Origin of the sequence: Bradyrhizobium sp. WBOS08 (genome assembly GCF_024585125.1) — a bacterium.
Classification (GTDB): domain Bacteria; phylum Pseudomonadota; class Alphaproteobacteria; order Rhizobiales; family Xanthobacteraceae; genus Bradyrhizobium; species Bradyrhizobium japonicum_B.
Map to the genome: position 1 here is coordinate 258,284 of NZ_CP028988.1, position 23,726 is coordinate 282,009.

Genomic DNA, 23,726 nt, shown 5'->3' on the forward strand with positions numbered 1-23,726 from the left:
CCTCATCCTCTTGCTCGACATGACACACGGTCGTCAGGCGCATGCGTCACCGTTCTGGCGATGCGGACGCATCGCCAGCTGTCCTGGCGGCAAAACGAAAAAAGCCACCCGCCCCTCCCGAATGAGGTGACGAATGGCTCAAATGCCGCGGCTATGATCTGTCGCTTAGGGTCCGTGATCGAACGAAGCAATTAGGTAGCAAAGAGCTGGACGTCATCGGCCAGATCAGCGCACGCGAGGTTCGACAGGTCGCCCTGTAGGAGAAAAGTCTAAGTAACTGCCCATCGTGTTGTCAACGATGCTGCCTGCCTAAATTTCGAGAGTGCTGCGCAGCAAAAGGGCAAGCCACTTGCGCTGTCGTCGGCGATGATGATTTCATGTTCGCGTTCCGCGACCGAAAGCCGTCAATGACAAAGCCGTCTGTTCCCGTTGGCATCGTCTGCTCGCAGTCCGGGCCATATCAGGCGATGGGCCGCGAGATCCTCAAGAGCGCGATCATGGCGGTCGACGAGATCAACGGCCAGGCGGAGTTCGACTTCTCGATCGCGCCCCATATCCGCGATCCCCGCGGCATCGTCTCCGAATATCACACGGTCTGCGACGACCTCATCCGCAACGTCGGCGTCGAGCACATCGTCGGCTGCTACACCTCGGCCTCGCGCAAGCAGGTGCTCCCCATCGTGGAGCGCACCGATCGCCTGCTCTGGTATCCCGCCCGCTATGAGGGCTTCGAGTGCTCGGACAACGTGATCTATGTCGGCGCCTCGCCCAATCACAACGTGTTGCCGCTGGTTCGTTACGTTCTCGACAACCTATCGCGGGAATTTTTCTGCGTCGGCTCCAACTACGTCTGGACATGGGAGACCAATCGCGTCACCCGCGAATTGGTCAGCGCGGCAAACGGCCACATCCTCGCGGAACGACTGCTCGAGCTCGGCGAAAGCGCGGTCGGGCACATCGTCGACGAGATCGTTCGCCGAAGGCCGCCAATCGTGTTCAACACTCTGGTCGGAAGCTCGAGCTACGACTTCATCCGCGCCTTCAACGCCGGCACCAAGGCTGCCGGCCTGGAGATTCCCATGCTGAGTTGCAGCCTGTGCGAGCCGGAACTAGCGATCGTCGGGCCTGCATCGGCCGGCTGCATCACGTCGTCAGCCTATTTCGAGAGCATTCGCTTGCCGGAGAACCGCGCCTTCGTCACGCGCTGGAGGGCGCGCTATGGCGAGGACAGCAGTCCCTCCGTCGACGGTCAATCCGCCTATGTCGCGGTGTATCTGCTGGCGCGCGCTCTGCAGCGCGCGGGCACGTCCGACATTGCCGAAGTGCGGCGCGCCGCGGCGGGATATCGCTACAATTCGCCGCAAGGGCCGGTGTGGATCGACGGCGGCAACAATCATTGCGTCCTTACACCGCGGCTTGCCGTCTCCAATCCGCAAGGACAGTTTGATATCTTCTGGGAAGCCGACGCGCCTGTTAAGCCTGACCCCTACCTGACGCAGCTCGACGTCGCCGTCAGCCCGTCGAAAGAAACCACGGCGGGCGGCGCATTGCCGAACGCGCCGCATTTGCGGGTTGTGAAATGAGCAGACCGTCTTCATTTTCGCTACGCGGACGCAAGGCTCTCGTCGCCATCAAAGACGAACGCGACGCAACCATCGTGCGACGCCAGTTCGAGCGCCTGGGACTCGAGGGTGTCGCATGGACGCCGGCGGAGCCCGTCGACTTCGCACCGGATCTGTCGTTGATCGACGACGAATTCCTGCCCCTGCTGCAACCGGCGCAACGCGCATTACTGACGCGATCACCTGTCATCGCCCTGCTCGGCACAGAGACGCCAAGCCGACTCAAGCTGGTGTTCGAACTCGATCCAGCTTCGTTTCTCATCAAGCCGTTGCGATCGGCCGGCATCTATGCAGCTCTCGTCATGGCATTCGAGCGGAACGAACGCACGAGCGAGTTGAAACAACAGATTTTCAAGCTCGAACAGCGTCTGCGGTCACGTCGCGTCGTGCTCGCCGCCGTTCTTCAGGTCATGCATTCGCATGCGCTCACCGAACCTGCTTCCTTTGCACTGATCCGAAGAACCGCGATGGAGCAGCGCAAGACGATCGAAGAGCTCTCGGCGGAAATAACGGCAAGGGGCATGCTTCCGCGCGCAACGGGTTAGATTGCTTCCTGTTGGGAACGATCCCGAGACGGAAGAATCGAGATCACCGATGCACAAACCGGTCTATCGGCGTTTCGAGGCGGCGTCCGTTCTTTTCTCTACGATCGCATGGCGGCCGACCGCCCGGACAACATGAGGGTCCACATCGACTTCAAGCACGATTTCGATGACAGCGCGGCGCAGCTGCCCCTATGCGTCGCCGACCTGGGCGTCAAAAACACCGCTTGAAAACCGTTCTAGTTCGGCCTTCTCGAACGGTCTGTCTCGCTAAGGTCTTGATTTGAATGGTGGGCGCACCAGGGCTCGAACCTGGGACCCGCTGATTAAGAGTCAGCTGCTCTACCAACTGAGCTATGCGCCCGAAAGGCCGGTCAAAGCCTTGCGAGGCCGGTCGTTTAGCAAAGCGATCCGGGTCTGGCAAGCGACCGGTCGCAAGTTTTCCAAGGTTCTTCCACAGCGCCGGAAAAGCGAAAAGCCGCTGGATTCCAGCGGCTTCGCCAGGGTTGATCCCAAGGGCTGATTCCCCGCAAAAACCCGCCTCGTTCAGAGCCGGCCCTCGCGGTCGCGGTCCTCGCCGGCGTCTCGGCCATGGTGGAAATGCTCCATGCCGTGCCCCATCATGCGGTCCATGCCGCGCTCCATGAAGTGGCGGTGCCGCGGGCCGTCCTCGCCGCCGCCGAACGGGCCGCGGTGGCGGGTCAGCACGGCGAGGCGCCGCTTCTGGCCCTCGTCCAGGGTCTTGTAGAGCGGATCGGCGGCGTCGGCGATCTTCTTCAGGGCCGCGGACGTCGCGCCCATGTCCTCGGCACGCTGGCGCAGACGGGCGACCGGATCGTCCACCTTGTCGGCGTCCTTGCCGGCATCGCCGGGACCGGCATTCATCCGTGCATTGGCGCGGTCGATGCGCAGCTTGGCGAGGTCGCGCACGGCAGCCTCGACCGGCGGCCAGAGCTTCTCCTGATCGGCGTTGAGCTTCAGCCCGGCATGGACGGCGGCGATCCGCGCATCGACGAGGGCGGCGCGATCCTCCGGGTTCATGCGCATGTGGCGGACGTGCTCCATCCACGGGCGATGGTATTGGGCGTAGACCGCGCCTGAGCCGGCGATGCTGAGCACGGCGATGGCGGCGATGGTGAACTTCTTCATCCGAACCTCCTCTGGAAGGATGTTCATGAAGATGGGCGCGGTGCGGCTGACGCGCAACTTACAAGTTGGACAGGGAGCGCGTCCTTACCAAGATGTAACGAGCGATTTTACCTCCAGAATCGGAATCGTTCGCAACAAAAAGGCTTCCGTGCAGACCGCACGGAAGCCTTCGTTCGTCGCTACACGGATCAGTTGGTCGTGCTCTTGGCCTCTTTGAGGAATTCGTCGATCAGCGGCTGACCGATGCGGCTTGCGGCATCCTTGTAGACCGGCTCCATGGCCTTGCGCATCGCCTCGCTTTGCTCCGCCGTGAGCTTGATGATCTCGCTCTTGCCGCTCTTCTTGATTTCGGCGAGCGCGTCGTCGTTCTCCTTCTGGGACTGCGTGTTGCCGAAGTCGGTCGCTTCCTTCATCGCCTTGTTGAGCGGGTCGCGGATGTCGGCCGGCAGATCGTCCCAGAACTTCTTGTTCACGATCACGACGTAGCCGATATAGCCGTGATTGGTCTCGGTGATGTACTTCTGCACCTCGTGCATCTTCTGGGTATAGATGTTCGACCAGGTGTTCTCCTGGCCGTCGACCACGCCGGTCTGCAGCGCCTGATAGACTTCGGAGAACGCCATCACCTGCGGCAGCGAGCCGAGCGCCTTGAACTGGGCCTGCAGCACGCGCGAGGACTGGATGCGGAACTTGACGCCCTGATAGTCGGCGGGCGTGATCAACTTCTTGTTCGCGCTCATCTGCTTGAAGCCGTTGTCCCAATAGGCAAGGCCGGTGATGCCCTTGGCATCCAGCAGCTTCAGCAGCCTCGTGCCGAGCGGCCCTTCCGTCACCTTCCGCAGCGTCTTGATGTCGGGCAGGATGTAGGGCAGATCGAACACCTCGAACTCGCGGATGCCGAGCGGCCCGAACTTGGAATTGGAGGGCGCCAGCATCTGCACGCTGCCGAGCTGGAGCGCCTCGAGCTCTTCCTTGTCCTTGTACAGCGTCGAGTTCGGGTAGACCTCGACCTTGACCTTGCCGGCGGTATATTTCTCGGCCAGCTCCTTGAACTTCTCCGCCGCCTTGCCCTTCGGCGTGTCGGTGGCGACGACGTGGCTGAACTTGATGATGATCGGCGATTGGGCCGATGCCGGCCCGGCCAGCCCGAGTGCCAATGCCGCGATGGACGCGGCGATCGCGAAGGTGCGCATAATCTCTCCCTGGTGCTATTTGGGCCGCCCGGCATGCGGGCGGCCGATCCTCTTTGCCCGGCTGCATTCATACAGGCCGGCCTCGCCAGAGGCTATTGGCCGTTAGCAGGGCGGGTAGTCATGGTGAATGCCGCCTGCGCTCCCTCTCCCGCCTTGGGTTGGGGAGAGGGTGTTTCGGCAACGGGACATTGCCCCGTGGGGAAAGAACCCTCACCCGCCACGCTTCGCGTGTCGGCCTCTCCCGCAAGCGGGAGAGGCGAAGAAACGTCAGCTCGCCGCGGCCGTGGTCACGGTGTCGCGCTGGCGCTTCATGACGATCTTGTTGAGCGCACCGAGATAGGCCTTGGCCGAGGCCACCAGCGTATCCGGATCCGCCGCGCGCGCCGTCATCGAGCGGCCGTCCTGCGCCAGCCGCACCGACACTTCCGCCTGCGCGTCGGTACCCTCGGTGACGGCGTGGACCTGGTACAGCTCCAGCTTGGCCTCGTGCGGCACCAGGCGCTTGATGCAGTTGAACACGGCATCGACCGGACCGTTGCCCTCGGCCTCCTCGATTCTGATCTGGCCGTCGACGTCGAGCTTCATGGTCGCGCGCTGCGGGCCGTGGGTGCCGGCGATCACGGTCAGCGAGGCCAGCTTGATGCGATCGTGCGAGGCCGCCATCTCCTCGTCGACCAGCGCCTCGATGTCCTCGTCGTAGATGTCCTTCTTGCGATCGGCCAGCGCCTTCATCCGCGTGAACGCGTCTTCCAGCTGGTTGGGGCCGAGCTTGTAGCCCATCTCCTCCAGCTTGTGCACGAAGGCATGGCGGCCGGAGTGCTTGCCGAGCACCAGCGAGGACTGCTTCAGGCCGACCATCTCCGGCCGCATGATCTCGTAGGTCGAGGCGTCCTTCAACACGCCGTCCTGGTGGATGCCGCTCTCATGCGCGAACGCGTTGCGGCCGACGATCGCCTTGTTGTACTGCACGGGGAACGAGGTCGCCGCCGACACCACCTTGGAGGCGCGGGTGAGCTGGGTGGTGTCGATCTTGTTCCAGTAGGGGAATTTGTCGTTGCGCACGTTGATCGCCATCACGATCTCTTCGAGCGCGGCGTTGCCGGCACGCTCGCCGATGCCGTTGATGGTGCACTCGACCTGGCGTGCGCCGCCGACGATGCCGGCCAGCGAGTTCGCGACCGCCATGCCGAGATCGTTATGGCAGTGCACGGAGAAAATCGCCTTGTCCGAGTTCGGCACGCGCTCGATCAGCGTCTTCATGAAGTGCGTGTATTCCTCCGGCACCGTGTAGCCGACGGTGTCGGGGATGTTCACCGTGGTGGCGCCGGCCTTGATCACGGCCTCGACGATGCGGCACAGGAAGTCCATCTCGCTGCGGGTGCCGTCCTCGGCCGACCATTCGACGTCGTCGATCTGGTTGCGGGCACGCGCGACCATGGCAACCGAGGTCTCGAGCACTTCTTCCGGCGTCTTGTTCAATTTCACCCGCATGTGCAACGGCGAGGTCGCGATCACGGTGTGAACGCGGCCGCGCTTGGCGAACTTCACCGCCTCAGCGCAGCGGTCGATGTCGGCCGGATGGGCGCGCGACAGACCGGCGATCACGGAATTCTTGGAGCGGCGGGCGATCTCGCTCACCGCTTCGAAGTCACCCTGCGAGGTGATCGGAAAGCCGGCTTCGATGACATCGACGCCCATATCGTCCAGCAGCTCGGCGACCTCCAACTTTTCCTCGAAGGTCATGGTGGCGCCGGGGCACTGCTCGCCGTCGCGCAGGGTGGTGTCGAAAATGATGACGCGGTCCTTCTCGGACTTGTTCACGGTGGCCATTTCAGATTTCCTTTTGAGCTTTTGCGCCGTTCAGGCCGTCCTGGTCCCTGGCGCTTGAGGTGTCCGGTGATCTCGACCAGCCCCTGAGCGCCCAGGCGCATGGCGCCCAGCCGGCCCTCAGGGGCAGCTAAGAAGAAGCCCGCCAATCAGCAGGGTGGGCAGCAGCGCGGCCGGGATCGTGGCGGCGGCCAGAGCCACCTCCCCCGAAATCCTCTCGATTTGGCCGCGAATCAGCATTGCCGGACCCTTTGAGCCCTCAAATCCTCGGTCAAAACCGTTGACGGTTGGTTGCCGGGAGGCTCAGTGGCCTGTTTCTAGACGAGAAATGGCCGCAACTGCAACGCCAAAAGATGGTCAGGGGGACTGACCTGGTTGGGCGGGGCGGCTCTCGCGTGTCCCGGACAAGCCGCGACGCGTCGAGCGTTGCGGCGCAGAGCCGGGACCCAGGGGCGGCACCGCACCATGCGGATGGATGGGCCCCGGCTCTGCAGCGCACCACTTCGTGCTGCGCTGGGTCCGGGGCACGAGAGCGGTGGGTGGGGCGCGCCGTCTCAGTCGTCATTGCGAGCGCAGCGAAGCAATCCAGACTGCGTCCGCGGAGGCAGTGTCGTAGGGTGGGCAAAGGCGCACTTGCGCCGTGCCCACGACCTTTCAAATGCGGAGATAGACGCGTGGGCACGCTGCGCTTTGCCCACCCTACGAGATCGAGGTTGTGACATGCAGCTCGACTCACAGACACGCCTTCGCAGCCTCGCGGCTGAATTCGCCCGAGCTTTGCTTCATCTTTCACCCTCTAAATCCAAGAGGGCGCAGGGAAGGCCGGGTGCTGACAACGCACCCGCGGTCTGCTGCGCAAAATGCACACGCAGAAGAACCGCACAGCAGCATACAGGTGGTGCCGATCACTCGGCCTTCCCTGCGCGATGGTCGGACGGCTTATGCCGTGCTCTCCCGGGAGCCGAACTTTCCTTCTGGCCTCCCTCGCCCCGCGAATTGGATGATGCAGTCTGCCCGGTTGGGCTCGCTCGCACCTCCGCGGAAGCTTGACCGTAGCAACGACGGCCAGGACCACACGGTTTTGCCGTACGCGCATTCGTTCGCACCACAGGGTCGACAGCATCGTGCACGTAGCCATCGAATGTTGGCGCGACGAACTGAACAGCGCCGTTCGTCTGCACGCGGGTGTCGGGCTCACAGGGACTACCCGCCCTGCCCTGCCGCGTCCACCGCAAGCCCGGCTCGCGATCAAGACGACCTCGAGATCGCCCCTCCTGGATGAGCCGGGATGGGCGACACATACGTCAAAACCGAATTTCGGTAAAGTGGAATATTTTCACGCGGACGGATTGACAGAGGCCGACACAGGCACGGTGCCGTAGCCCGGATGGAGCGCAAGCGTAATCCGGGACGATGCGAGATGCCGGGCGAGCGGTCCCGGATTGCGCGGAGCCTGTCATCGGGCGGCGCTTCGCGCCGACCCGTTGGCTCCATCCGGGCTACAAGAACAGCGCCTCTATCCCGCGCGGCGGGCGCGGGCTCTGCTTTCCCAGCGGTTCAGCATTTGGCCGAGCTCGCCGTTGACCACGGGGACGGCCGTGATGGCGCTCGTGATCTCGTTGGTGTTGGCCGGCGCGTTCGCGTTGAGCCAGTCCGGCTCGGTGTATTCGCGCCAGCGGCGGGCCTCCGCGCGCCGCTTGTTGGAGATGTGGTCACGCGTGAAATAGCCGGCCGCGAATGCGATCCCCAGCAACACGATCAATACGACGACGCCAGCCACGTTCAACTCCGTTCATCGCCCCCGGAGGGTGTCTGCGTGGCAATACGCGCGAAATCATGGCTTGAGCCGGGCCGAATGCGTTGCATGCCGCGCTTTGCCGCAAGCAATTTTTGCGCTGGCCTGCGGAACATTTTCGAGCCCTGCGGACTGCGCAAGGCAGACGCGGAGCGCGCCGCTCCAAACGCATTCGAATATGACGGGATTGCGGCCTCCGACATCGCGCGAGAGCAATTCCAGTCTCGCAACCGGCGCCGGACCGCATTAACCTCCAGTTGCTCGGCCGGATCAACTGGCCAGCCGAACGATATTGGGAGGACGCCATGACACGCCAGGAACAGCGTGAGCACGAGCTTGCGCTTTCACGACGAACACTTGTCCGGGGGCTTGCGCTTGGCGCTGCGGCCACCGTCGCCGGCCCTGCGCTGGCCCAGACCGGACCCGCCGCACCGCCGACCACCATCACCAATCCGCCGCGCGATTTCGGACCTCACGGCGCGCCGACCACTTATTTCTGGGACCCCGACATCATCGCGGTCGATCCCTCCTTCAACGATCTCGCGCAGCCCAACACCGCGATCAAGCGTCTTTACACCGGTGTGCTGTGGGCCGAGGGCCCGGCATGGAGCGCGCAAGGACGATACCTGTTGTGGAGCGACATTCCCAACAACCGGCAGATGCGCTGGAGCGAAGACGACGGCCGCGTCAGCGTGTTTCGCACCCCCTCCAACAATTCCAACGGCAACTCGTTCGACTTCCAGGGCCGCCAGCTTTCCTGCGAGCATCTGACCCGCCGGGTGACGCGCTACGAGCATGACGGCACCGCCACGGTGCTGGCCGACTCCTATCAGGGCAAGAAGCTGAACTCGCCGAACGATGTCGTCGCGCATCCCGACGGCAGCTACTGGTTCACCGATCCGCCTTATGGCGGCCAGCTCTACGAAGGCGAGCCTGACGTCGCGGGCGGCCCGAGCAATGCGGGCGGCAAGCTCAATCCGCGCATCGGGCAGCCGGCCGGCTTCACACCGGGCAGGCGCGAGCTGCCGACCAATTGCTATCGCATCGATCCCTCCGGCCGCGTCGACCTCGTCGTCACCGAGGACCAGGTGCCCGATCCGAACGGCCTCTGCTTCTCGCCCGACTACAAGAAGCTCTACATCGCCTCCACCGGCAAGGGACCGGGCGATACCGGCCCCGGCGGCAAGGGCGAGATCTTCGTGTTCGACGTCGGCAGCGACAACAAGCTGTCCAACCTCAAGAAGTTCAGCGATTGCGTAGTCGACGGCGTGAAGTGCGGGCCGGACGGCCTGCGCTGCGACGTCAACGGCAATCTATGGGCCTCCAGCAATGCCGGCCGCGCCGTCGGCTATAGCGGCGTGACGGTGTGGTCGCCCGAGGGCAAGCTGCTCGGCCGCATCCGCCTGCCGGAGGTGTGCGGCAACGTCTGCTTCGGCGGCCCCAAGCGCAACCGCCTGTTCATGGCCGCGAGCCAGTCGCTCTACGCGGTGTTCACGGCAACGCAGGGCGCAGGGCCGGGCTGAGAGTGCACCGCTATCGTAAGGTGGGCAAAGGCGCAAAGCGCCGTGCCCACCTTCTGTTTCCGTATTGAATGAGTCGTGGGCACGCTGCGCTTTGCCCACCCGACGGCACCTGCAGGCAGGACAACGGAGGTGACTCCCCGACAAAGCGCGTGATACTTGAGCCATGGCAGATAAAATTCGCGTCGTTGTTCTCTATGGTGGCAGATCAGGTGAGCACGAGGTCTCGCTGAAATCCGCCGCCTCCGTGCTCAGGCATCTCGACCGCTCGCGCTTCGAGATCATCCCCGTCTCCATCGACAAGGCAGGACGGTGGCAGTGGAGTGATCTGCATGCGATCGATCAGGCGCAGGCGGCGTCCTTGCCGATCCTGCCCGACGCACCCGAAATACGGCTCGCCCGAACACCCGACGGACGCTGCGCGCTCATGCCGATCTCCGAAAGCGGAGCTGGCCCGCTCGATATCGACGTGGTCTTTCCGGTCCTGCACGGGCCGCTCTGCGAGGACGGCGCCGTGCAGGGCCTCCTGGAACTGGCTGAGGTTGCCTATGTTGGGTCGGGCGTTCTCGCCTCCGCCGTCAGCATGGACAAGGATATCGCCAAACGCCTCGCCGGATTAGCCGGCATTCCGGTCGCGCCCTATCGCGTGCTGACCCGCAAGGCCTTCGCCCGGGACCGCGCCGCATCGGTTGCCAAGGCGACCGATGGCTTGGCGCTCCCGGTCTTCGTCAAGCCCTGCAACATGGGCTCCAGCGTCGGCATTCACAAGGTCAAGACCTGGGATGCGCTCGGCGCGGCGCTCGACGACGCATTTCGCTATGACGTCAAGGTGCTGGTCGAACAGGGCATAGACGCCCGAGAGATCGAGGTCGCGGTGCTCGATGGCGAGACGCCGTTCGCGAGCGTCGCCAGCGAGCTCAATCCCAACGCCCATCACGAATTCTACTCGTATGAGGCCAAGTATCTGGACCCCGACGGCGCCCGGGTCGATCTTCCGGCCAGGCTCGACGCCGCCCAGATGGCGCGCGTGCGCATGCTCGCGGTGCAGGTCTTCGCGGCCCTCGAATGCAGCGACCTCGCGCGCGTCGACTTCTTCCTGGACCGGCACTCCGGCGAATTCTATTTCAACGAGATCAACACCCTGCCCGGCTTCACGTCGATCAGCATGTACCCGAAGATGATGGAAGCCTCCGGCGTATCCTATGGCGAGCTGCTGACCCGTCTCGTCGACCTGGCACTGGATCGGCACCTGCAGCGTCGATCGCTGGAACGCGCCTACGCAAGCTAGGTTATCTGTCGGCACAGGCGACACCTGATCGCCGCGCGAAGCATGCGCCGCGCGGAGCCGCTCCCGCCGCGGCCGGAGGATCCAGATGGATGATCGATCAGAACCGACCGGCCGCCTGATGCAGGACGATGGCTTCGTCCGGGTGCGGGGCGCACGCGAGCACAATCTCAGGAACGTCGATGTCCGCATTCCCCGCAACGCGCTCGTGGTGTTCACGGGCGTGTCGGGCTCCGGCAAATCCTCGCTCGCCTTTGGAACGATCTACGCCGAGGCGCAGCGGCGCTATCTGGAGTCGGTATCGCCTTACGCGCGTCGGCTCTTCCACCAGATGCAAGTCCCTGAAGTCGACGACATCGAGGGCCTGCCGCCCGCGGTCGCGCTTCAGCAGCAGCGCGGAGCGCCGACAACACGGTCGTCGGTCGGCAGCGTCACCACCATCTCGAACCTGCTGCGAATGCTCTATTCCCGCGCCGGCGACTATCCGCGGGGACAATCGATGCTCTATGCGGAGGCGTTCTCGCCGAACACGCCGGAGGGCGCCTGCCCGACCTGCCACGGTATCGGCCGGATGCTCGACGTGACCGAAAAGTCCATGGTGCCCGACGATACCAAGACGATCCGCGAGCGCGCGGTCGCGGCCTGGCCGAGCGCCTGGCAGGGACAAAACCTCCGGGACATCCTCACGACTCTCGGCTACGACGTCGACAAGCCCTGGCGCGAGATCCCGAAGAAGGACCGCGACTGGATCCTCTTTACCGAGGAGCAGCCGACCGTTCCTGTTTATGCCGGCTACGACGCCGCCGAGGTCAAGCGCGCCCTGCGCCGCAAGGAAGAGCCGAGCTATCAGGGCACCTTCACCGGCGCCAAGCGCTACGTGATGCAGACCTACGCCAAGTCCGAGAGCGCGATGATGAAGCGCCGCGTCGCGCAATTCATGATCACGCGCGACTGCCCGACCTGCCATGGCACGAGGTTGAAGCCCGAGGCCCTCAAGGTGAGGTTCGCCGGGCTCAACATCGCCGAGATGTCGCACCTGCCGCTCTCGCAGCTGCACCAGCTCATCAAGCCGTTTGCAACAGCATCTGCGGTCAGGTCGGAGAAGGCCGTTGTCGCCAGACGCATCTGCGAGGATCTTTCGGCCCGGCTCGCCGTCCTGCTCGACCTCGGCCTCGGCTATCTCGCCTGCGAGCGCAGCACGCCGACGCTGTCGCCGGGCGAATTGCAGCGGCTGCGTCTGGCAACGCAAGTCCGCTCCAACCTGTTCGGCGTCGTCTACGTGCTCGACGAGCCGTCCGCAGGCCTGCATCCCGCCGACACCGAGGCGCTGCTGCGGGCGCTGGACCGACTGAAGCACGCCGGCAACTCGATCTTCGTGGTCGAGCACGAAATCGAGGTGATCAGGCATGCCGACTGGCTGGTGGACGTCGGCCCCGATGCCGGCGAAGGCGGCGGGCACATCCTCTACAGCGGGCCGCCGGCAGGGCTCGACGACATCGCGCAATCGCGTACCGCGCACTATCTGTCGCGACCAAGAAAGCCGCTGCCGACTGTTCGTCGCGAGCCGAAGGGGCATCTGAAAATCAGGGGCGTGGTCCGCAACAATCTTCGCGGCCTCGACATCGACATTCCCTTGGGCGTCATCGCTGGCATCACCGGCGTGTCCGGCTCCGGCAAATCGAGCCTGATCAGCCAGTTTCTCGTCGACACCGTGGCCGCTCATCTCGGCCACACGCTTGCTGCCGATTCCGATGACGACAGCCTGGCGCCGACGGTCGAGACATTGGGCGGCAGGATCGTTGCCGGCCTCGACCAGGTGAACCGGCTCGTCGTGGTCGATCAGAAGCCGATCGGACGCACGCCGCGCTCCAACCTTGCGACCTATACCGGCCTGTTCGACCATGTGCGGCGGCTGTTCGCGGCAACGCCGCAGGCGAAGTCTCGCCGCTACGATGCCGGCCGGTTCTCGTTCAACGTCGCCAAGGGCCGCTGTGCGACCTGCGAGGGCGAGGGTTTCGTCTGCGTCGAGCTGCTGTTCTTGCCCAGCGTCTACGCGCCCTGCCCGACCTGCAAGGGCGCGCGCTACAACGACAAGACGCTCGAGGTGAAGATCCGCGGCAAGTCCATTGCGGATGTGCTGGCGATGCGCGTCGACGACGCCTTCGCGTTCTTCCAAGGCGATGCCACGCTGAAGCGCTCGCTCTCGGTCGTGCGCGAGGTCGGCCTCGGCTATATCCGCCTGGGCCAGTCCGCCACCGAATTGTCCGGCGGCGAAGCTCAGCGCATCAAGCTCGCGACCGAGCTGATGCGTCCGCAGCGCGGGAACACGCTCTATGTCCTGGACGAGCCCACCACCGGCCTGCACCCGCGCGACGTCGAACGGCTGATCGCCCAGCTCGAGCGGATCGTCGAGGCCGGCAGCAGCGTGATCGTGGTCGAGCACGACATGGACGTCGTGGCCCACAGCGACTGGATCGTCGATCTCGGCCCCGGCGCCGGTGACGAGGGCGGCCGCATCGTCGTGGCGGGAACGCCTGAACAGGTCGCCAAGGCCGGCGGCAAGACCGCGCGCTATCTGGCCCGGCGCTTGACCCAGTGATCACACGTTATCTCCCGCCTCGCCGTCATTTCGCATTTGCGTTACATGCCGCGTGCGGCCGACCTCGACTTTCGCGATGTTGACTTTCCGTCGGCGCGCTCCCCATACTTCGCAAAAAACAACAACCAATCATAAGACGGTTTTGAGGGAGGATAGGATGCCGACTTCACGCAGGCAGCTGCTGAAGGGTACGGCGGCTGCCGCCGCCACGCTCAGCCTCGATTGGACCCGGGCCCAGGCGCAGGCCGAGAATTTGCGCATCGGCCTGATCTACGATCTCACCGGCCCGTTCGCCGCCGGCGGCTCGGTCGCCTCCTCCGTCGGCGCGCAGATCGCCATCGACCTCGTCAACGAGAAGGGCGGCATCGGTGGCAAATACAAGGTCGCTCCCGTCGCCGCGGATTCCCAGAGCAAGCCCGACGTCGCGATCAACGAGGCGGAACGCCTGATCAGCCAGGAGAAGATCGACATCCTCAACGGCGTCTATGCGAGCTCGCACGCGGTGCCGCTCGCGGCCAAGGTCGAGCAGCAGAAGAAGATTCTCTGGATCACGACCGCGGTCTCCACCGCCGTGTTCAAGGACAAGAACCTGCAATACGTGTTCCGCGCGCAGATTCACTCGGATCAATACGGCCAGGCCTTCGCCGCCTTCCTTACCGAGCATGCCAAGGCCAAGCTCGGCATGGAGGCCAAGGACGTCAAGGTCGCGTTGATCCACGAGGACGGCCCCTATGGCGTCGGCGTCGCCTCGGCCGACGAGGCCTATGCCAAGGAGGCCGGCATTCCTGTGGTGCTGCGCGAGGGCTATTCGGCTTCCGCGCCCGACCTGTCGGTGCTCGTCACCAAGATCAAGCGTGCCAAGGCCGACGTGATCTCGCATGCCGGCTACAATCCCGACATCACCCTGTTCCTGCGCCAGGCGCGCGAGAGCGGATTGCGCTTCAAGATGCTGTTCGGCGCCGGCGCGGGCTACAGTCAGCTCGACAAGCTGCGCGCGACGTTTGGGACCGACATCGACAATTTCTGCAACATCGACCCGGTGCCGGCGCAGCTGCTCGATCCCGCCAAGCTCGCGCCCGGCATGGGCGAGCTGATCAAGACCATGGTCTCGCGCTATCAGGCCAAGACCGGCGCCACCGACGTGCCGCCGCATTGCTCGATGGGCTTCAACCAGACCTGGGTGCTGCTCAACAACGTGCTGCCGGTCGCCAAGGAGAAGTACGGCAGCTTCGAGCCCGAGGCCATTCGCAAAGCCGCGCTCGACGTCGACATTCCCGCCGGCGGCACCATCCAGGGCTACGGCGTGAAGTTCTTCCCGCCGGGCACGCCGCTCTCCGGCCAGAACGAACGCTCGACCCCGGTGGTGATGCAGAATGCCGGCGAGCACATCTCGGTGGTGTGGCCGACCAACATCCGCACGCGGGACCCGGTATTCCCGCTGCCGAAGGGCTCGACCTACGGGGCGTAGCTTTGCTCCCCGCGAAGGCGGTGCACCCTCTCCCCTTGTGGGAGAGGGTGGCTCGCCGCGCAAGCGGCGAAACGGGTGAGGGGTATCTCTCCGCGAGTCCAACTCCTGGCGAGCTCGCGGAGAGATACCCCTCATCCGGCGCTTCGCGCCACCTTCTCCCACAAGGGGAGAAGGATTGCAGCGTGCTCGCGGCAACGATCTCCCCTACAACACCACCCGTCGCCCCTCCTCCGCCGCCCAATAACCCGCATAGTTCACCTTGATCGTCTCATAGGCCAGCGCGAGATCGGACAGCGGCTGCCGCCCGCTCGCCACGCATTCCATGAAGTCCTGGATCTCCTGCAGATAGCCGCGCGTCCATTCCTCCTCGAGGCAGACATATTGCCAGCCGGTTTTGCGGTCGACCTTCTCCGTGATGTAGACCGAGGCGAGCTTCTCCTCGCTGGTCTGGTAGCTCATCAGGTGATTGTTCGGCGTGATGTTGGCGAACAGCGAGCCGCCGGACGTGTAGGTCTCGATCAGGTTGCGCACGCCGCCCATGATCATGTCGCCGGAGAACACGGTCGCCTTGGTGCCGTCGGAGAAGGTCGCGGTGAGCGTGCCCCAGTCCTCGACGTCGATGGGATTGGCCTTGATGTAGGTGCGCTCCTCGGGCTTGAGGCCGGCGGTGACGTTGCCGACGTCACAGGTGACGCTGGCGACGCCAATGGTCTCGCCGCGCGCCCTGGCCTCGACCTGCTTCAGATAGAGCACGGCCGAGAGCGGATGGCAGCCCATGCGGATCAGCGAGCCGCCGCCGGTCATCGCCCATTGCGCGGCATGGGCCGCATGCGAGCCGGAATGGCTCTCCTCGCCCTTCATGAACAGGATCTTGTCCTTGGTCGCCTTGATGATCTCCGCGATCTTGGTCACCGCGGGCGCATAGACCCAGTCCTCGGCATACATGAAGAGCTTGCCGGTGCGCTCGATCGCGGCGCGCGTCTTGTCCATCTCCTCGATCACGCGCTCGTACATCAGCGCCTTCGGCACGTGCCGGCCGATCGGCCGCACATCGCCGTCGCGGCCGAAATAGCCGGCGAAAGGCTTTTCGCAGATCACGTGCTTGCCGGCCTGCATCGCCGCAACGATCATTTCCGCGTGAAGATTGGGCGGGGTGCAGATGTCGACGACGTCGATCGCGCCGTCCGCGATCAAATCGGCGAAGCTGCGATAGACGCGTGCGATGCTGTGGCGGCTGGCGAATTCGACGACACCGTCGCCGCGCGCGGCCACCGCGGCAACCTCGACATCGACGCCATAGACGCGCCGGAACGCGTACATGTGCAGCTCCGACACGAAGCCGCAGCCGACGAGTCCCACCCTGATCCCAGCCATAGCCCCTCCCTCTCGCTTTGGGCGGCACTATAGCGCGCGGGCCGGCCTATTCCACGGAGACCCGCACCACGCCGGCGCTCATCATGCCTAGCGCGCGGGCGGCCGGCACCGAGAGATCGACGATCCGGCCGCGAATGAAGGGGCCGCGATCGTTGACGCGGCACTGGATCGTGCGGCTGCCATAGGACACCCTGAGCACGCTGCCAAACGGGCGCGTGCGGTGCGCGCAGGTCAGCTCGCCGCCCTTGCCGGCTTTTCCATAGCCGTAATACGAGGCAAGGCCAGTTTCGGCCTGGGCAACGGAAATTGCACAAAGCGAAAATCCGGCCAGAGAAAAGAAAAACGTGGTTTGCGCGCGCACGGCACCGCTCCAGGTTGCCCTGCCCGGCGCTGCAAACGTCGCTTTGTTCCCTCGGGTTCCAACAACACTGCCGCGCAACGCGCGACAGTGCGATCACAGATTATTTCCGTCTGTGAAGACCGCTTCTTCTCCGTGTAACAAGACGTCCGCGCGCTCAACCTAGGGCGGCGGGATGCCCGAACGTTGCTCAAAGCCGCCCTGCCTCATCTCGCGGCGACCCTGCTCATGCAGTTCGTCTGCATGAGCTGATTGCTCGCGCTCGCACCGACCGCGTGCGACACTCACCAATGTCGGCGGTAGTAGTGACGGTGATAGACCCGGTGCGGCCGGTAATAGCCATAGCCGTAGTACGGACGGTACGGCCGGTAATAGCCATAGTACGGACGGTAGGGCCGATAATAGCGCGGATAGGCATAGACCGGCGCGTAGCCGTAGCCGTAATAGGCGGGGGCATAACCATAGCCATAGCCGTAGCCCGGATAGCCGTAGCCGCCGTAATAATAGGGTCTGCCGTAATAGCCATACGGCGCGCCGCCGGCGATGGCGCCGCCGATGATTGCACCTGCGGCGAGGCCACCAATGGCTAATCCCCATCCGCCGCCGCGCCAATGCACCGGCGTGACGTCGTCGCCGACCGCCGCCTTCATGGTCGCGACGTTGGTCGGCAGAGGGGCCGCCGCCGCCTGCTGGATTTGGCCGGCGATGACCACGCCGGCCAGCGAACAGGCAATTGCCGTTTTCCAGAACCTCATCGTCTTAGCTCCTGTCTGACGTTTCGCTTGGAAAAGGATCGCAGCGGCATGATCGGGCATCGTTGCGTTATGTCAAATCCCGGATCTTGGAGCCGGAATTTTGCGTGCGGCGCACAAGTCCCATTCATGCCTCCTGGCGAGAGGGCCGTCGGCGTGCAAAGCGCCCGAACCATCCGCCGCCCGGCGTCGCCGCCGCGGTGCCGGAGCCGGAGCCGGGCGGGCAGAGCATTAAGCTTCCCGCGCTCGCAACCAACAACCTACTTCACGATTTACTATGCGTACCGCTACTATCTGTTCCAAGGGCGCGAGGACTTCTCGCGACAAATGGCCTCGGTCTGCGCCGGGCGTGAGTGGGAGGATGACATGAGTGCCGTCGGTAATGAACCGCTCGCCCGTCAGGCGTTGGCGTTCGTCCTGGCTGGCGGACGCGGCAGCCGGCTCCTGGAGCTGACTGACCGGCGCGCCAAGCCCGCCGTCTATTTCGGCGGCAAGTCCCGCATCATCGATTTCGCGCTGTCGAATGCCGTCAATTCAGGCATCCGCCGCATCGCGGTCGCCACCCAATACAAGGCACACAGCCTGATCCGGCATCTCCAGATGGGCTGGAACTTCTTCCGCCCCGAGCGCAACGAGAGCTTCGACATCCTCCCCGCGAGCCAGCGCGTCTCCGAGAACATGTGGTATGTCGGCACGGCGGATGCGGTCTACCAGAATATCGACATCATCGAATCCCACGCCTGCCGCTTCATCGTGGTGCTGGCCGGCGACCATATCTACAAGATGGACTACGAGGTGATGCTGCGCCAGCACGTCGAGAGCGGCGCCGACGTCACGGTCGGCTGCCTGGAGATGCCGCGCGCGGAATCTTCCGGATTCGGCATCATGCATGTCGACGAGAACGGCTGGATTCAGGAGTTCCTGGAGAAGCCGAAGGATCCGCCGCCGATGCCGGGCAAGCCGGACGTCTCGCTCGCCAGCATGGGCATCTACGTCTTCAACGCAAAGTTTCTGTTCGACCAGCTCAAGCGCGACGCCGAGGACCCGGACTCCAACCACGATTTCGGCAAGGACATCATTCCCTACCTCGTCAAGAACGGCCGCGCCATCGCACACCAGTTCTCGACCTCCTGCGTCCGCTCCAGCCGCAACAACACCGCCTATTGGCGTGACGTCGGCACGGTCGACGCCTACTGGTCCGCCAATATCGATCTCACCGACGTGGTGCCGGAGCTCGACCTGTTCGACCGCGCCTGGCCGATCTGGTCCTATTCGGAGATCACGCCGCCGGCGAAATTCGTCCATGACGAGGAAAGCCGGCGCGGCCAGGCGGTGAGCTCGCTGGTCTCCGGCGGCTGCATCATCTCCGGCGCATCGCTGCGGCGCTCGCTGCTGTTCACCGGCGTGCGCATCAACTCCTACGCCAATGTCGAGAACGCGGTCATCATGCCCTATGTGAATGTCGGCCGCGGGGCTCGCCTGAAGAACGTCGTGATCGATCGCGGCGTCGAGATTCCGGAAGGCCTCGTCGTCGGCGAGGATCCCGAATTCGACGCAAAGCGCTTCCGCACCACCGAACAGGGCATCTCGCTGATCACCCAGCCGATGATCGACGGGCTCAATAAATGATGCCTGTTCGCGTCCTCGCGGTCGCTTCGGAAGTCTATCCCATCGTCAAGACCGGCGGCCTCGCGGACGTCGCCGGCGCGCTGCCGATCGCGCTGAAGGCGCACGGCGTCGAGATGCGCACCTTGATGCCGGGCTATCCCGACGTGATGCGACAGGTCGCCGGCATGGCGGAGATCCGCAGCTGGCCGGATTATTTCGGCGGACCGGGGCGGCTGCTGGCCGGCTCGCACCAGGGGCTCGATCTGTTCGTGCTCGACGTGCCCCATCTCTATGCGCGGCCGGGCAACCCCTACGTCACCACCGAAGGGGTCGACTGGCCGGACAATGGCGTTCGCTTCGCGGCGCTGTCGCGCGTCGCGGCCGACATCGGCCGCGGCCTCGTGCCCGCGTTCGTGCCCGACGTCGTGCACGCCCACGACTGGCAGGCCGGGCTTGCGCCCGCCTATCTGCACTATGACAATCGCCCGCGGCCCGCCACCGTGATGACCATCCACAACATGGCCTATCAGGGCAAATTCGCGCCCGATCTGATCGGATTGATCGGCCTGCCCTGGCACGCCTTCAACGTCAATGAGCTCGAATATTTCGGCGGCATCAGCTTCCTGAAGGCCGGCCTGCAATTCGCCGACCGCATCACCACGGTATCGCCGACCTATGCCCAAGAGATCCAGAGCGACGAAGGCGGCATGGGGTTCGGCGGGCTGTTGCGCGAACGCGCCAGCGTGCTGAGCGGTATCCTCAACGGCATCGACATCGAAGTGTGGAATCCGCAAACCGATCCGCACATCGCCTACCGCTACGGCGCCGAGGACCTCACGTTCCGGGCCGCCAACAAGGCCGTGCTGCAGCAGCAGTTCAATCTCGATTCCTCGGACGAGGCGCCGCTGCTCGGCGTCATCAGCCGGCTGTCGTGGCAGAAGGGGCTTGATCTCCTGCTCGAGGTCATTCCGACCATTTTGGACCAAGGCATGCAGCTCGCGCTGCTCGGCAGCGGCGACCGCGATCTGCAGGAGCGCTATCAGGCCGCCGCCCGCGCCAATCCCGGCCGGATCGGCGTCGTGATCGGCTATGACGAGATTCTGGCGCATCTGATCCAGGCCGGATCCGACGCGCTGATCGTGCCCTCGCGCTTCGAGCCGTGCGGCCTCACCCAGCTCTGCGCGCTGCGCTATGGCGCGGTCCCGATCGTCTCGCGCGTCGGCGGGCTCGAGGACACCATCGTCGATATCGGCGAGGCCGACGCCTCGGAGCGCGATGCCACCGGTTTCAAGTTCGCGCCAGTTACGGCCGAAGCGCTTGCCTGGACACTGCGCAAAGCCAATACCGCTTTCCATAACAAGGCGGCTTGGCGACGGTTGCAGCGAAACGGCCTTGCGACCGACGTCTCTTGGCGTAACCGCGCCAGCGACTATGCCGCGCTCTATCGCGATATGATCGGGGCCCACGGCTGAAGCATGACCGCCTTCGAATCCGTGCTATAGAGCCGGCATGGAACCCTTCATGATCAAGTTGATCGGCTTTGCCGCCGCGACCTGCACCACCGTGGCCTACGCGCCGCAAGCCATCAAGGTGTGGAAGACCCGCTCCACCGGCGACATCTCGCTCGGCATGTTCCTGGTGATGGTGCTGGGCCTCGTGCTCTGGCTGATCTACGGCCTGCTCTCGGGAGATGCCCCGCTCGTCGCCGCCAACGCCATCACCATCGTGCTCGCCGGCGGCATTCTGGTGATGAAGCTGAGATACGGGTGAACTAACAACGCTGCCCTCTTCCTTCGCCCCTGTGGGAGAAGGTGGCGCGAAGCGCCGGATGAGGGGTATCTCTCCGCACGTACACTGCGAGAGGTTCGCGCGCGGAGAGATACCCCTCACCCGTCTCGCCGCTTCGCGGCGATCCACCCTCTCCCACAAGGGGAGAGGGGAACACCGCTCTCGAATTCACCCAAACACATACGACGCCATCGCGACACCCGAGACCTCGTCGACGAAGACACGCTTGCCGATATCGCTGCCCGCCGCTCCTGCCGCCACCATCAGCGGCAACAGATGGTCCTCGCGCGGATGCGCCAGGCGCGCACTCGGTGCGTTCTCCCAATCGACCAGCATCGCGTTGCGGCGGACCGGATCCGGGTTGCTGATCGCCTCGTTCAGATAAGCCTCGAAATCGTAGGAGACCGGCCTGGACTCCGGCCGGTTGAAGCCGCGCATGTTGTGATAGGTCAGCCCGCTGCCGACGATCAGGATGCCTTCATCGCGGAGCGAGGCGATGGCTTCGCCGGCCTTGATGTGCTCGGCCGCATCGTAGGCAGACTTCAGCGACAGCAGCACGATCGGCATGTCGGCGTTCGGATACATCAAGCCGAGCGGCACGAAGGTGCCGTGATCAAACCCCTGATTGGGATCTTCCCGGCAATCGAGGCCGGCCCGCGTCAGCAGCGCCTTCACTTCCGCCGCGAGTTCGGGCCTGCCGGGCGCCGGATATTTGATGTGGTAGGTATGCTCGGGGAAACCGTAATAATCGTACACCATCGGCGGCTGCGCCGAGGTCGACACGGTGAAGGCGTCGGCTTCCCAATGGCCGGTGATGACGAGCACGGCCTTCGGCCTTTCCGGGAGCAGCTGCGGCAGCCGGCCGAACTCCGCGGCTGTCTTGGCATATTGCACCCGCCTGTCCTCCATGAACGGCCAGGGACCGCCGCCATGCGATAGGAAGAGCGTCGGAAATCGCGTCATGTGCTCGTCTCGCGGCAATATGCGCGCCAGTGCCGGCGCGACCTGCGGCGAGCATAGGCAAACCGGCATGGTTAGCAAGTCGTTAACGATTTGCCGCCCAAAATCTCCGGTGTGGCCGAAGCAGTCGGCCTGAAGACAAGTGAGACGTGAGATGAGGAAGTTTGCGCTGGGGGACGTCGTCAACAGTGACAAGGGCCGCCGCGGCATCGTGCGCGCTGCCTTCAAGTCGAGAGATGGCCAGCAGTTCTACGCCGTCGAGAAGGACGGCGCGATGGACTATCTGGAGGAAGACCGGCTCAGCCCGGCGCCGCGCGTCGAGCTCGCGGCTTAAGCCCGCTTCATTTCATCGCTAGCGCGCAAATTGGTCGAGACGTTCCGCGGCGGGATCGTCCCCGCTCGCGATGCGATCGTTCGCGATCAGCAGCAGGCGATCGCCGCCTGCCGCAGCGTCCCAGTGCGGCAGGCCGGGACCGTTGGGATCGCCGCTCCTGGCGAAGTTGATCCAGTAGGATCGCATGCGGCTTGCGACCTCGCGATCGGCTCGCGCGAAGATGCCGGCTCCCGGCACGCCTTCCGCGCCGAAAATGAACTGCAACTCGCGCCCGTGCCCACCTTCCCGACTGGCGCGCCGGGCCTCCGGCACATAGGCGAAGCGATAGCGGAAGGTCGCTGCCCCTCTTGCGGCATGCAGGCGGGCCAGCAATCGTGCCGGTTCGGAAAAGACCTTGTCGGTATAGAACCTTGCCGCAAGCTCCGACGGCCGGACGAGACCGGGATAGAGCTCGCGCAGCTCGCCGCTCGTGAACCCTGACGATGCGACCTCCTCCTTGATATCGGGCTCGCTGTCGAAACCCGTCTCGTCATCGTTCGAGCCGATGATCAGGGGAATGCGGCTTTGATGCCCGGCCGCAAAGCCGGCGGCGATATCCTCGGTCACCAGACCTGCATCCCTCATCGGCGCGAAGCCGCGCCGCGAGGTCTGCAACAGACGGCTTTGAGCGGCAAGCAGGCGTCGCGGTTCGACGGCGCGCAGATCCGCCTGCACTCCCAGCGCCGCCGCGAAGTGCCGGCCGACAGCCTCCGCCTCCTGCACCGAGCGAAGATGCGCGCGCGCCGGGATCGATTGCAGAATGGCTTTGTGAAAGAGACCACGCGCTTGCGCGGACAGCATCAGAAGCGCGATCGACGTCGCGCCAGCGCCGCTGCCGAACAGGGTGACGTTATCAGGATCGCCGCCGAAGGCCGCGATGTTGTCGTGAACCCAATGCAGCGCGGCGATCTGGTCCATCAGGCCGTAATTGCCCGAGCCGTCCTCCGACAGCGCGGGATGAGCGAGCCAGCCGAGCGCGCCGAGACGATAATTGGCGGTCACGACGAGGAGGCCGGCCTGCGCCAGCCTGGCACCGTCGAACAGCGGCTCGTTCGCGCTGCCGCTGACGAAGCCGCCGCCATGGATGAACACCATCACCGGCAGCGGGCCGTCGACCCCGAAGGGACGGAACACGTTCAGCGTGAGACAATCCTCGCTTGCCTCGGGCAGCGCCGGCTGAAGACACGGCGCGCCGTAGGCGTAGGCGGTGTGCATCTCCGAGCTTTCGGGCGTCGGCTGCGGCGGGCGCCAGCGCAACGCGCCGACCGGCGGCGCCGCGTAGGTCAGTCCCTTGAAAGAAGCCACCTCGCCTTCGACGGCGCCGAGCATCTGTCCTTCACGCGTCAGCGCGAATGGAAACTGCCCGACCGGCTGAGCCATGGCAGAGCCGGCAAGCCAGAGCAACGCGGAAGCCGCAATGAGCGCAAGCAGGGATCGCATCTTCTGGGCATCTCGATGCGCAGACGGGTTCGCGCGAGGTTATGTCCGCGGCGCGCCAGCAGGCAAGCCTCGC

19 protein-coding genes and 1 tRNA gene are annotated in these 23,726 nt (G+C 64.6%); 10 read left to right on the forward strand and 10 right to left on the reverse strand.

Annotated elements, in window-relative coordinates; genetic code table 11:
* The first annotated feature begins 407 nt into the window (after nt 1-407).
* Nucleotides 408-1,583, forward strand: a complete 1,176-nt coding sequence (locus tag DCM80_RS01230; protein WP_257195369.1) for a transporter substrate-binding domain-containing protein — start codon at nt 408-410, stop codon at nt 1,581-1,583.
* The gene (locus tag DCM80_RS01235; protein ID WP_257195370.1) at nt 1,580-2,167 is read left to right on the forward strand and encodes an ANTAR domain-containing response regulator; all 588 of its coding nucleotides are present in this window, start codon (nt 1,580-1,582) and stop codon (nt 2,165-2,167) included. Before DCM80_RS01230 ends, DCM80_RS01235 begins: the two co-directional genes overlap by 4 nt.
* Nucleotides 2,168-2,452: 285 nt before the next feature.
* Here DCM80_RS01235 and DCM80_RS01240 read toward each other — a convergent pair.
* The 5 genes from DCM80_RS01240 to DCM80_RS01260 form a co-directional block, all read right to left on the reverse strand.
* Nucleotides 2,453-2,528, reverse strand: a tRNA-Lys gene (locus tag DCM80_RS01240).
* A gap of 182 nt (nt 2,529-2,710) precedes the next feature.
* Nucleotides 2,711-3,313 carry a Spy/CpxP family protein refolding chaperone gene (locus DCM80_RS01245; RefSeq protein ID WP_257195371.1) on the reverse strand — a complete coding sequence of 201 codons (603 nt, stop codon included), beginning with the start codon at nt 3,311-3,313 and terminating at the stop codon, nt 2,711-2,713.
* Nucleotides 3,314-3,501: 188 nt separating this feature from the next.
* Entirely contained in the window at nt 3,502-4,506 is a 1,005-nt protein-coding gene (locus DCM80_RS01250; protein ID WP_257195372.1) for a TRAP transporter substrate-binding protein, read from the reverse strand.
* A 267-nt stretch (nt 4,507-4,773) separates the two neighbouring features.
* Nucleotides 4,774-6,336, reverse strand: coding sequence for a 2-isopropylmalate synthase (locus DCM80_RS01255; protein WP_257195373.1), 1,563 nt, complete (start codon nt 6,334-6,336; stop codon nt 4,774-4,776).
* Nucleotides 6,337-7,849: 1,513 nt separating this feature from the next.
* Nucleotides 7,850-8,113 (reverse strand): hypothetical protein, encoded by a 264-nt coding sequence (locus DCM80_RS01260; protein WP_257195374.1) that lies wholly within the window; start codon nt 8,111-8,113, stop codon nt 7,850-7,852.
* A gap of 320 nt (nt 8,114-8,433) precedes the next feature.
* Here DCM80_RS01260 and DCM80_RS01265 point away from each other — a divergent pair, with 320 nt between their 5' ends.
* The 4 genes from DCM80_RS01265 to DCM80_RS01280 all read left to right on the forward strand — a co-directional run bounded on the left by DCM80_RS01265 (nt 8,434) and on the right by DCM80_RS01280 (nt 15,000).
* The gene (locus DCM80_RS01265; protein ID WP_257195375.1) at nt 8,434-9,651 is read left to right on the forward strand and encodes an SMP-30/gluconolactonase/LRE family protein; all 1,218 of its coding nucleotides are present in this window, start codon (nt 8,434-8,436) and stop codon (nt 9,649-9,651) included.
* Between the two features lie 163 nt (nt 9,652-9,814).
* Nucleotides 9,815-10,936 (forward strand): D-alanine--D-alanine ligase family protein, encoded by a 1,122-nt coding sequence (locus DCM80_RS01270; RefSeq protein ID WP_274069673.1) that lies wholly within the window; start codon nt 9,815-9,817, stop codon nt 10,934-10,936.
* Nucleotides 10,937-11,021: 85 nt separating this feature from the next.
* On the forward strand, nt 11,022-13,532 hold the full coding sequence (uvrA, locus tag DCM80_RS01275; protein WP_257195376.1) for an excinuclease ABC subunit UvrA: 2,511 nt from the start codon (nt 11,022-11,024) through the stop codon (nt 13,530-13,532).
* Between the two features lie 157 nt (nt 13,533-13,689).
* Nucleotides 13,690-15,000: an ABC transporter substrate-binding protein gene (locus DCM80_RS01280; protein WP_257195377.1), complete on the forward strand. Its 1,311-nt coding sequence runs from the start codon at nt 13,690-13,692 to the stop codon at nt 14,998-15,000.
* Between the two features lie 204 nt (nt 15,001-15,204).
* On the opposite strand, the gene DCM80_RS01285 is transcribed toward DCM80_RS01280, so the two are convergent.
* The 3 genes from DCM80_RS01285 to DCM80_RS01295 all read right to left on the reverse strand — a co-directional run bounded on the left by DCM80_RS01285 (nt 15,205) and on the right by DCM80_RS01295 (nt 17,487).
* Entirely contained in the window at nt 15,205-16,374 is a 1,170-nt protein-coding gene (locus DCM80_RS01285; RefSeq protein WP_257195378.1) for a Gfo/Idh/MocA family protein, read from the reverse strand.
* Between the two features lie 46 nt (nt 16,375-16,420).
* On the reverse strand, nt 16,421-16,735 hold the full coding sequence (locus DCM80_RS01290) for a septal ring lytic transglycosylase RlpA family protein (protein WP_257195379.1): 315 nt from the start codon (nt 16,733-16,735) through the stop codon (nt 16,421-16,423).
* 281 nt (nt 16,736-17,016) lie between these two features.
* Nucleotides 17,017-17,487, reverse strand: coding sequence for a hypothetical protein (locus DCM80_RS01295; protein WP_257195380.1), 471 nt, complete (start codon nt 17,485-17,487; stop codon nt 17,017-17,019).
* A 363-nt stretch (nt 17,488-17,850) separates the two neighbouring features.
* Between DCM80_RS01295 and glgC the strand changes: the two genes are divergently transcribed.
* From glgC to DCM80_RS01310, 3 genes are read left to right on the forward strand one after another with little or no spacing between them, the layout of a single operon-like run.
* Complete coding sequence (gene glgC / locus DCM80_RS01300; RefSeq protein WP_257195381.1) at nt 17,851-19,113, forward strand: glucose-1-phosphate adenylyltransferase; 1,263 nt, start codon at nt 17,851-17,853, stop codon at nt 19,111-19,113.
* The gene (gene glgA, locus DCM80_RS01305; protein WP_257195382.1) at nt 19,110-20,564 is read left to right on the forward strand and encodes a glycogen synthase GlgA; all 1,455 of its coding nucleotides are present in this window, start codon (nt 19,110-19,112) and stop codon (nt 20,562-20,564) included. The genes glgC and glgA overlap by 4 nt, the downstream gene beginning before the upstream one ends.
* Before the next feature lie 37 nt (nt 20,565-20,601).
* Nucleotides 20,602-20,862: a SemiSWEET transporter gene (locus DCM80_RS01310; protein ID WP_257195384.1), complete on the forward strand. Its 261-nt coding sequence runs from the start codon at nt 20,602-20,604 to the stop codon at nt 20,860-20,862.
* Nucleotides 20,863-21,048: 186 nt separating this feature from the next.
* On the opposite strand, the gene DCM80_RS01315 is transcribed toward DCM80_RS01310, so the two are convergent.
* Complete coding sequence (locus DCM80_RS01315) at nt 21,049-21,843, reverse strand: class III extradiol ring-cleavage dioxygenase (RefSeq protein ID WP_257195385.1); 795 nt, start codon at nt 21,841-21,843, stop codon at nt 21,049-21,051.
* 151 nt (nt 21,844-21,994) lie between these two features.
* Here DCM80_RS01315 and DCM80_RS01320 point away from each other — a divergent pair, with 151 nt between their 5' ends.
* The gene (locus DCM80_RS01320) at nt 21,995-22,174 is read left to right on the forward strand and encodes a hypothetical protein (protein WP_257195386.1); all 180 of its coding nucleotides are present in this window, start codon (nt 21,995-21,997) and stop codon (nt 22,172-22,174) included.
* Nucleotides 22,175-22,192: 18 nt separating this feature from the next.
* On the opposite strand, the gene DCM80_RS01325 is transcribed toward DCM80_RS01320, so the two are convergent.
* Nucleotides 22,193-23,653 carry a carboxylesterase/lipase family protein gene (locus DCM80_RS01325; protein ID WP_257195387.1) on the reverse strand — a complete coding sequence of 487 codons (1,461 nt, stop codon included), beginning with the start codon at nt 23,651-23,653 and terminating at the stop codon, nt 22,193-22,195.
* Nucleotides 23,654-23,726: the final 73 nt, after the last annotated feature.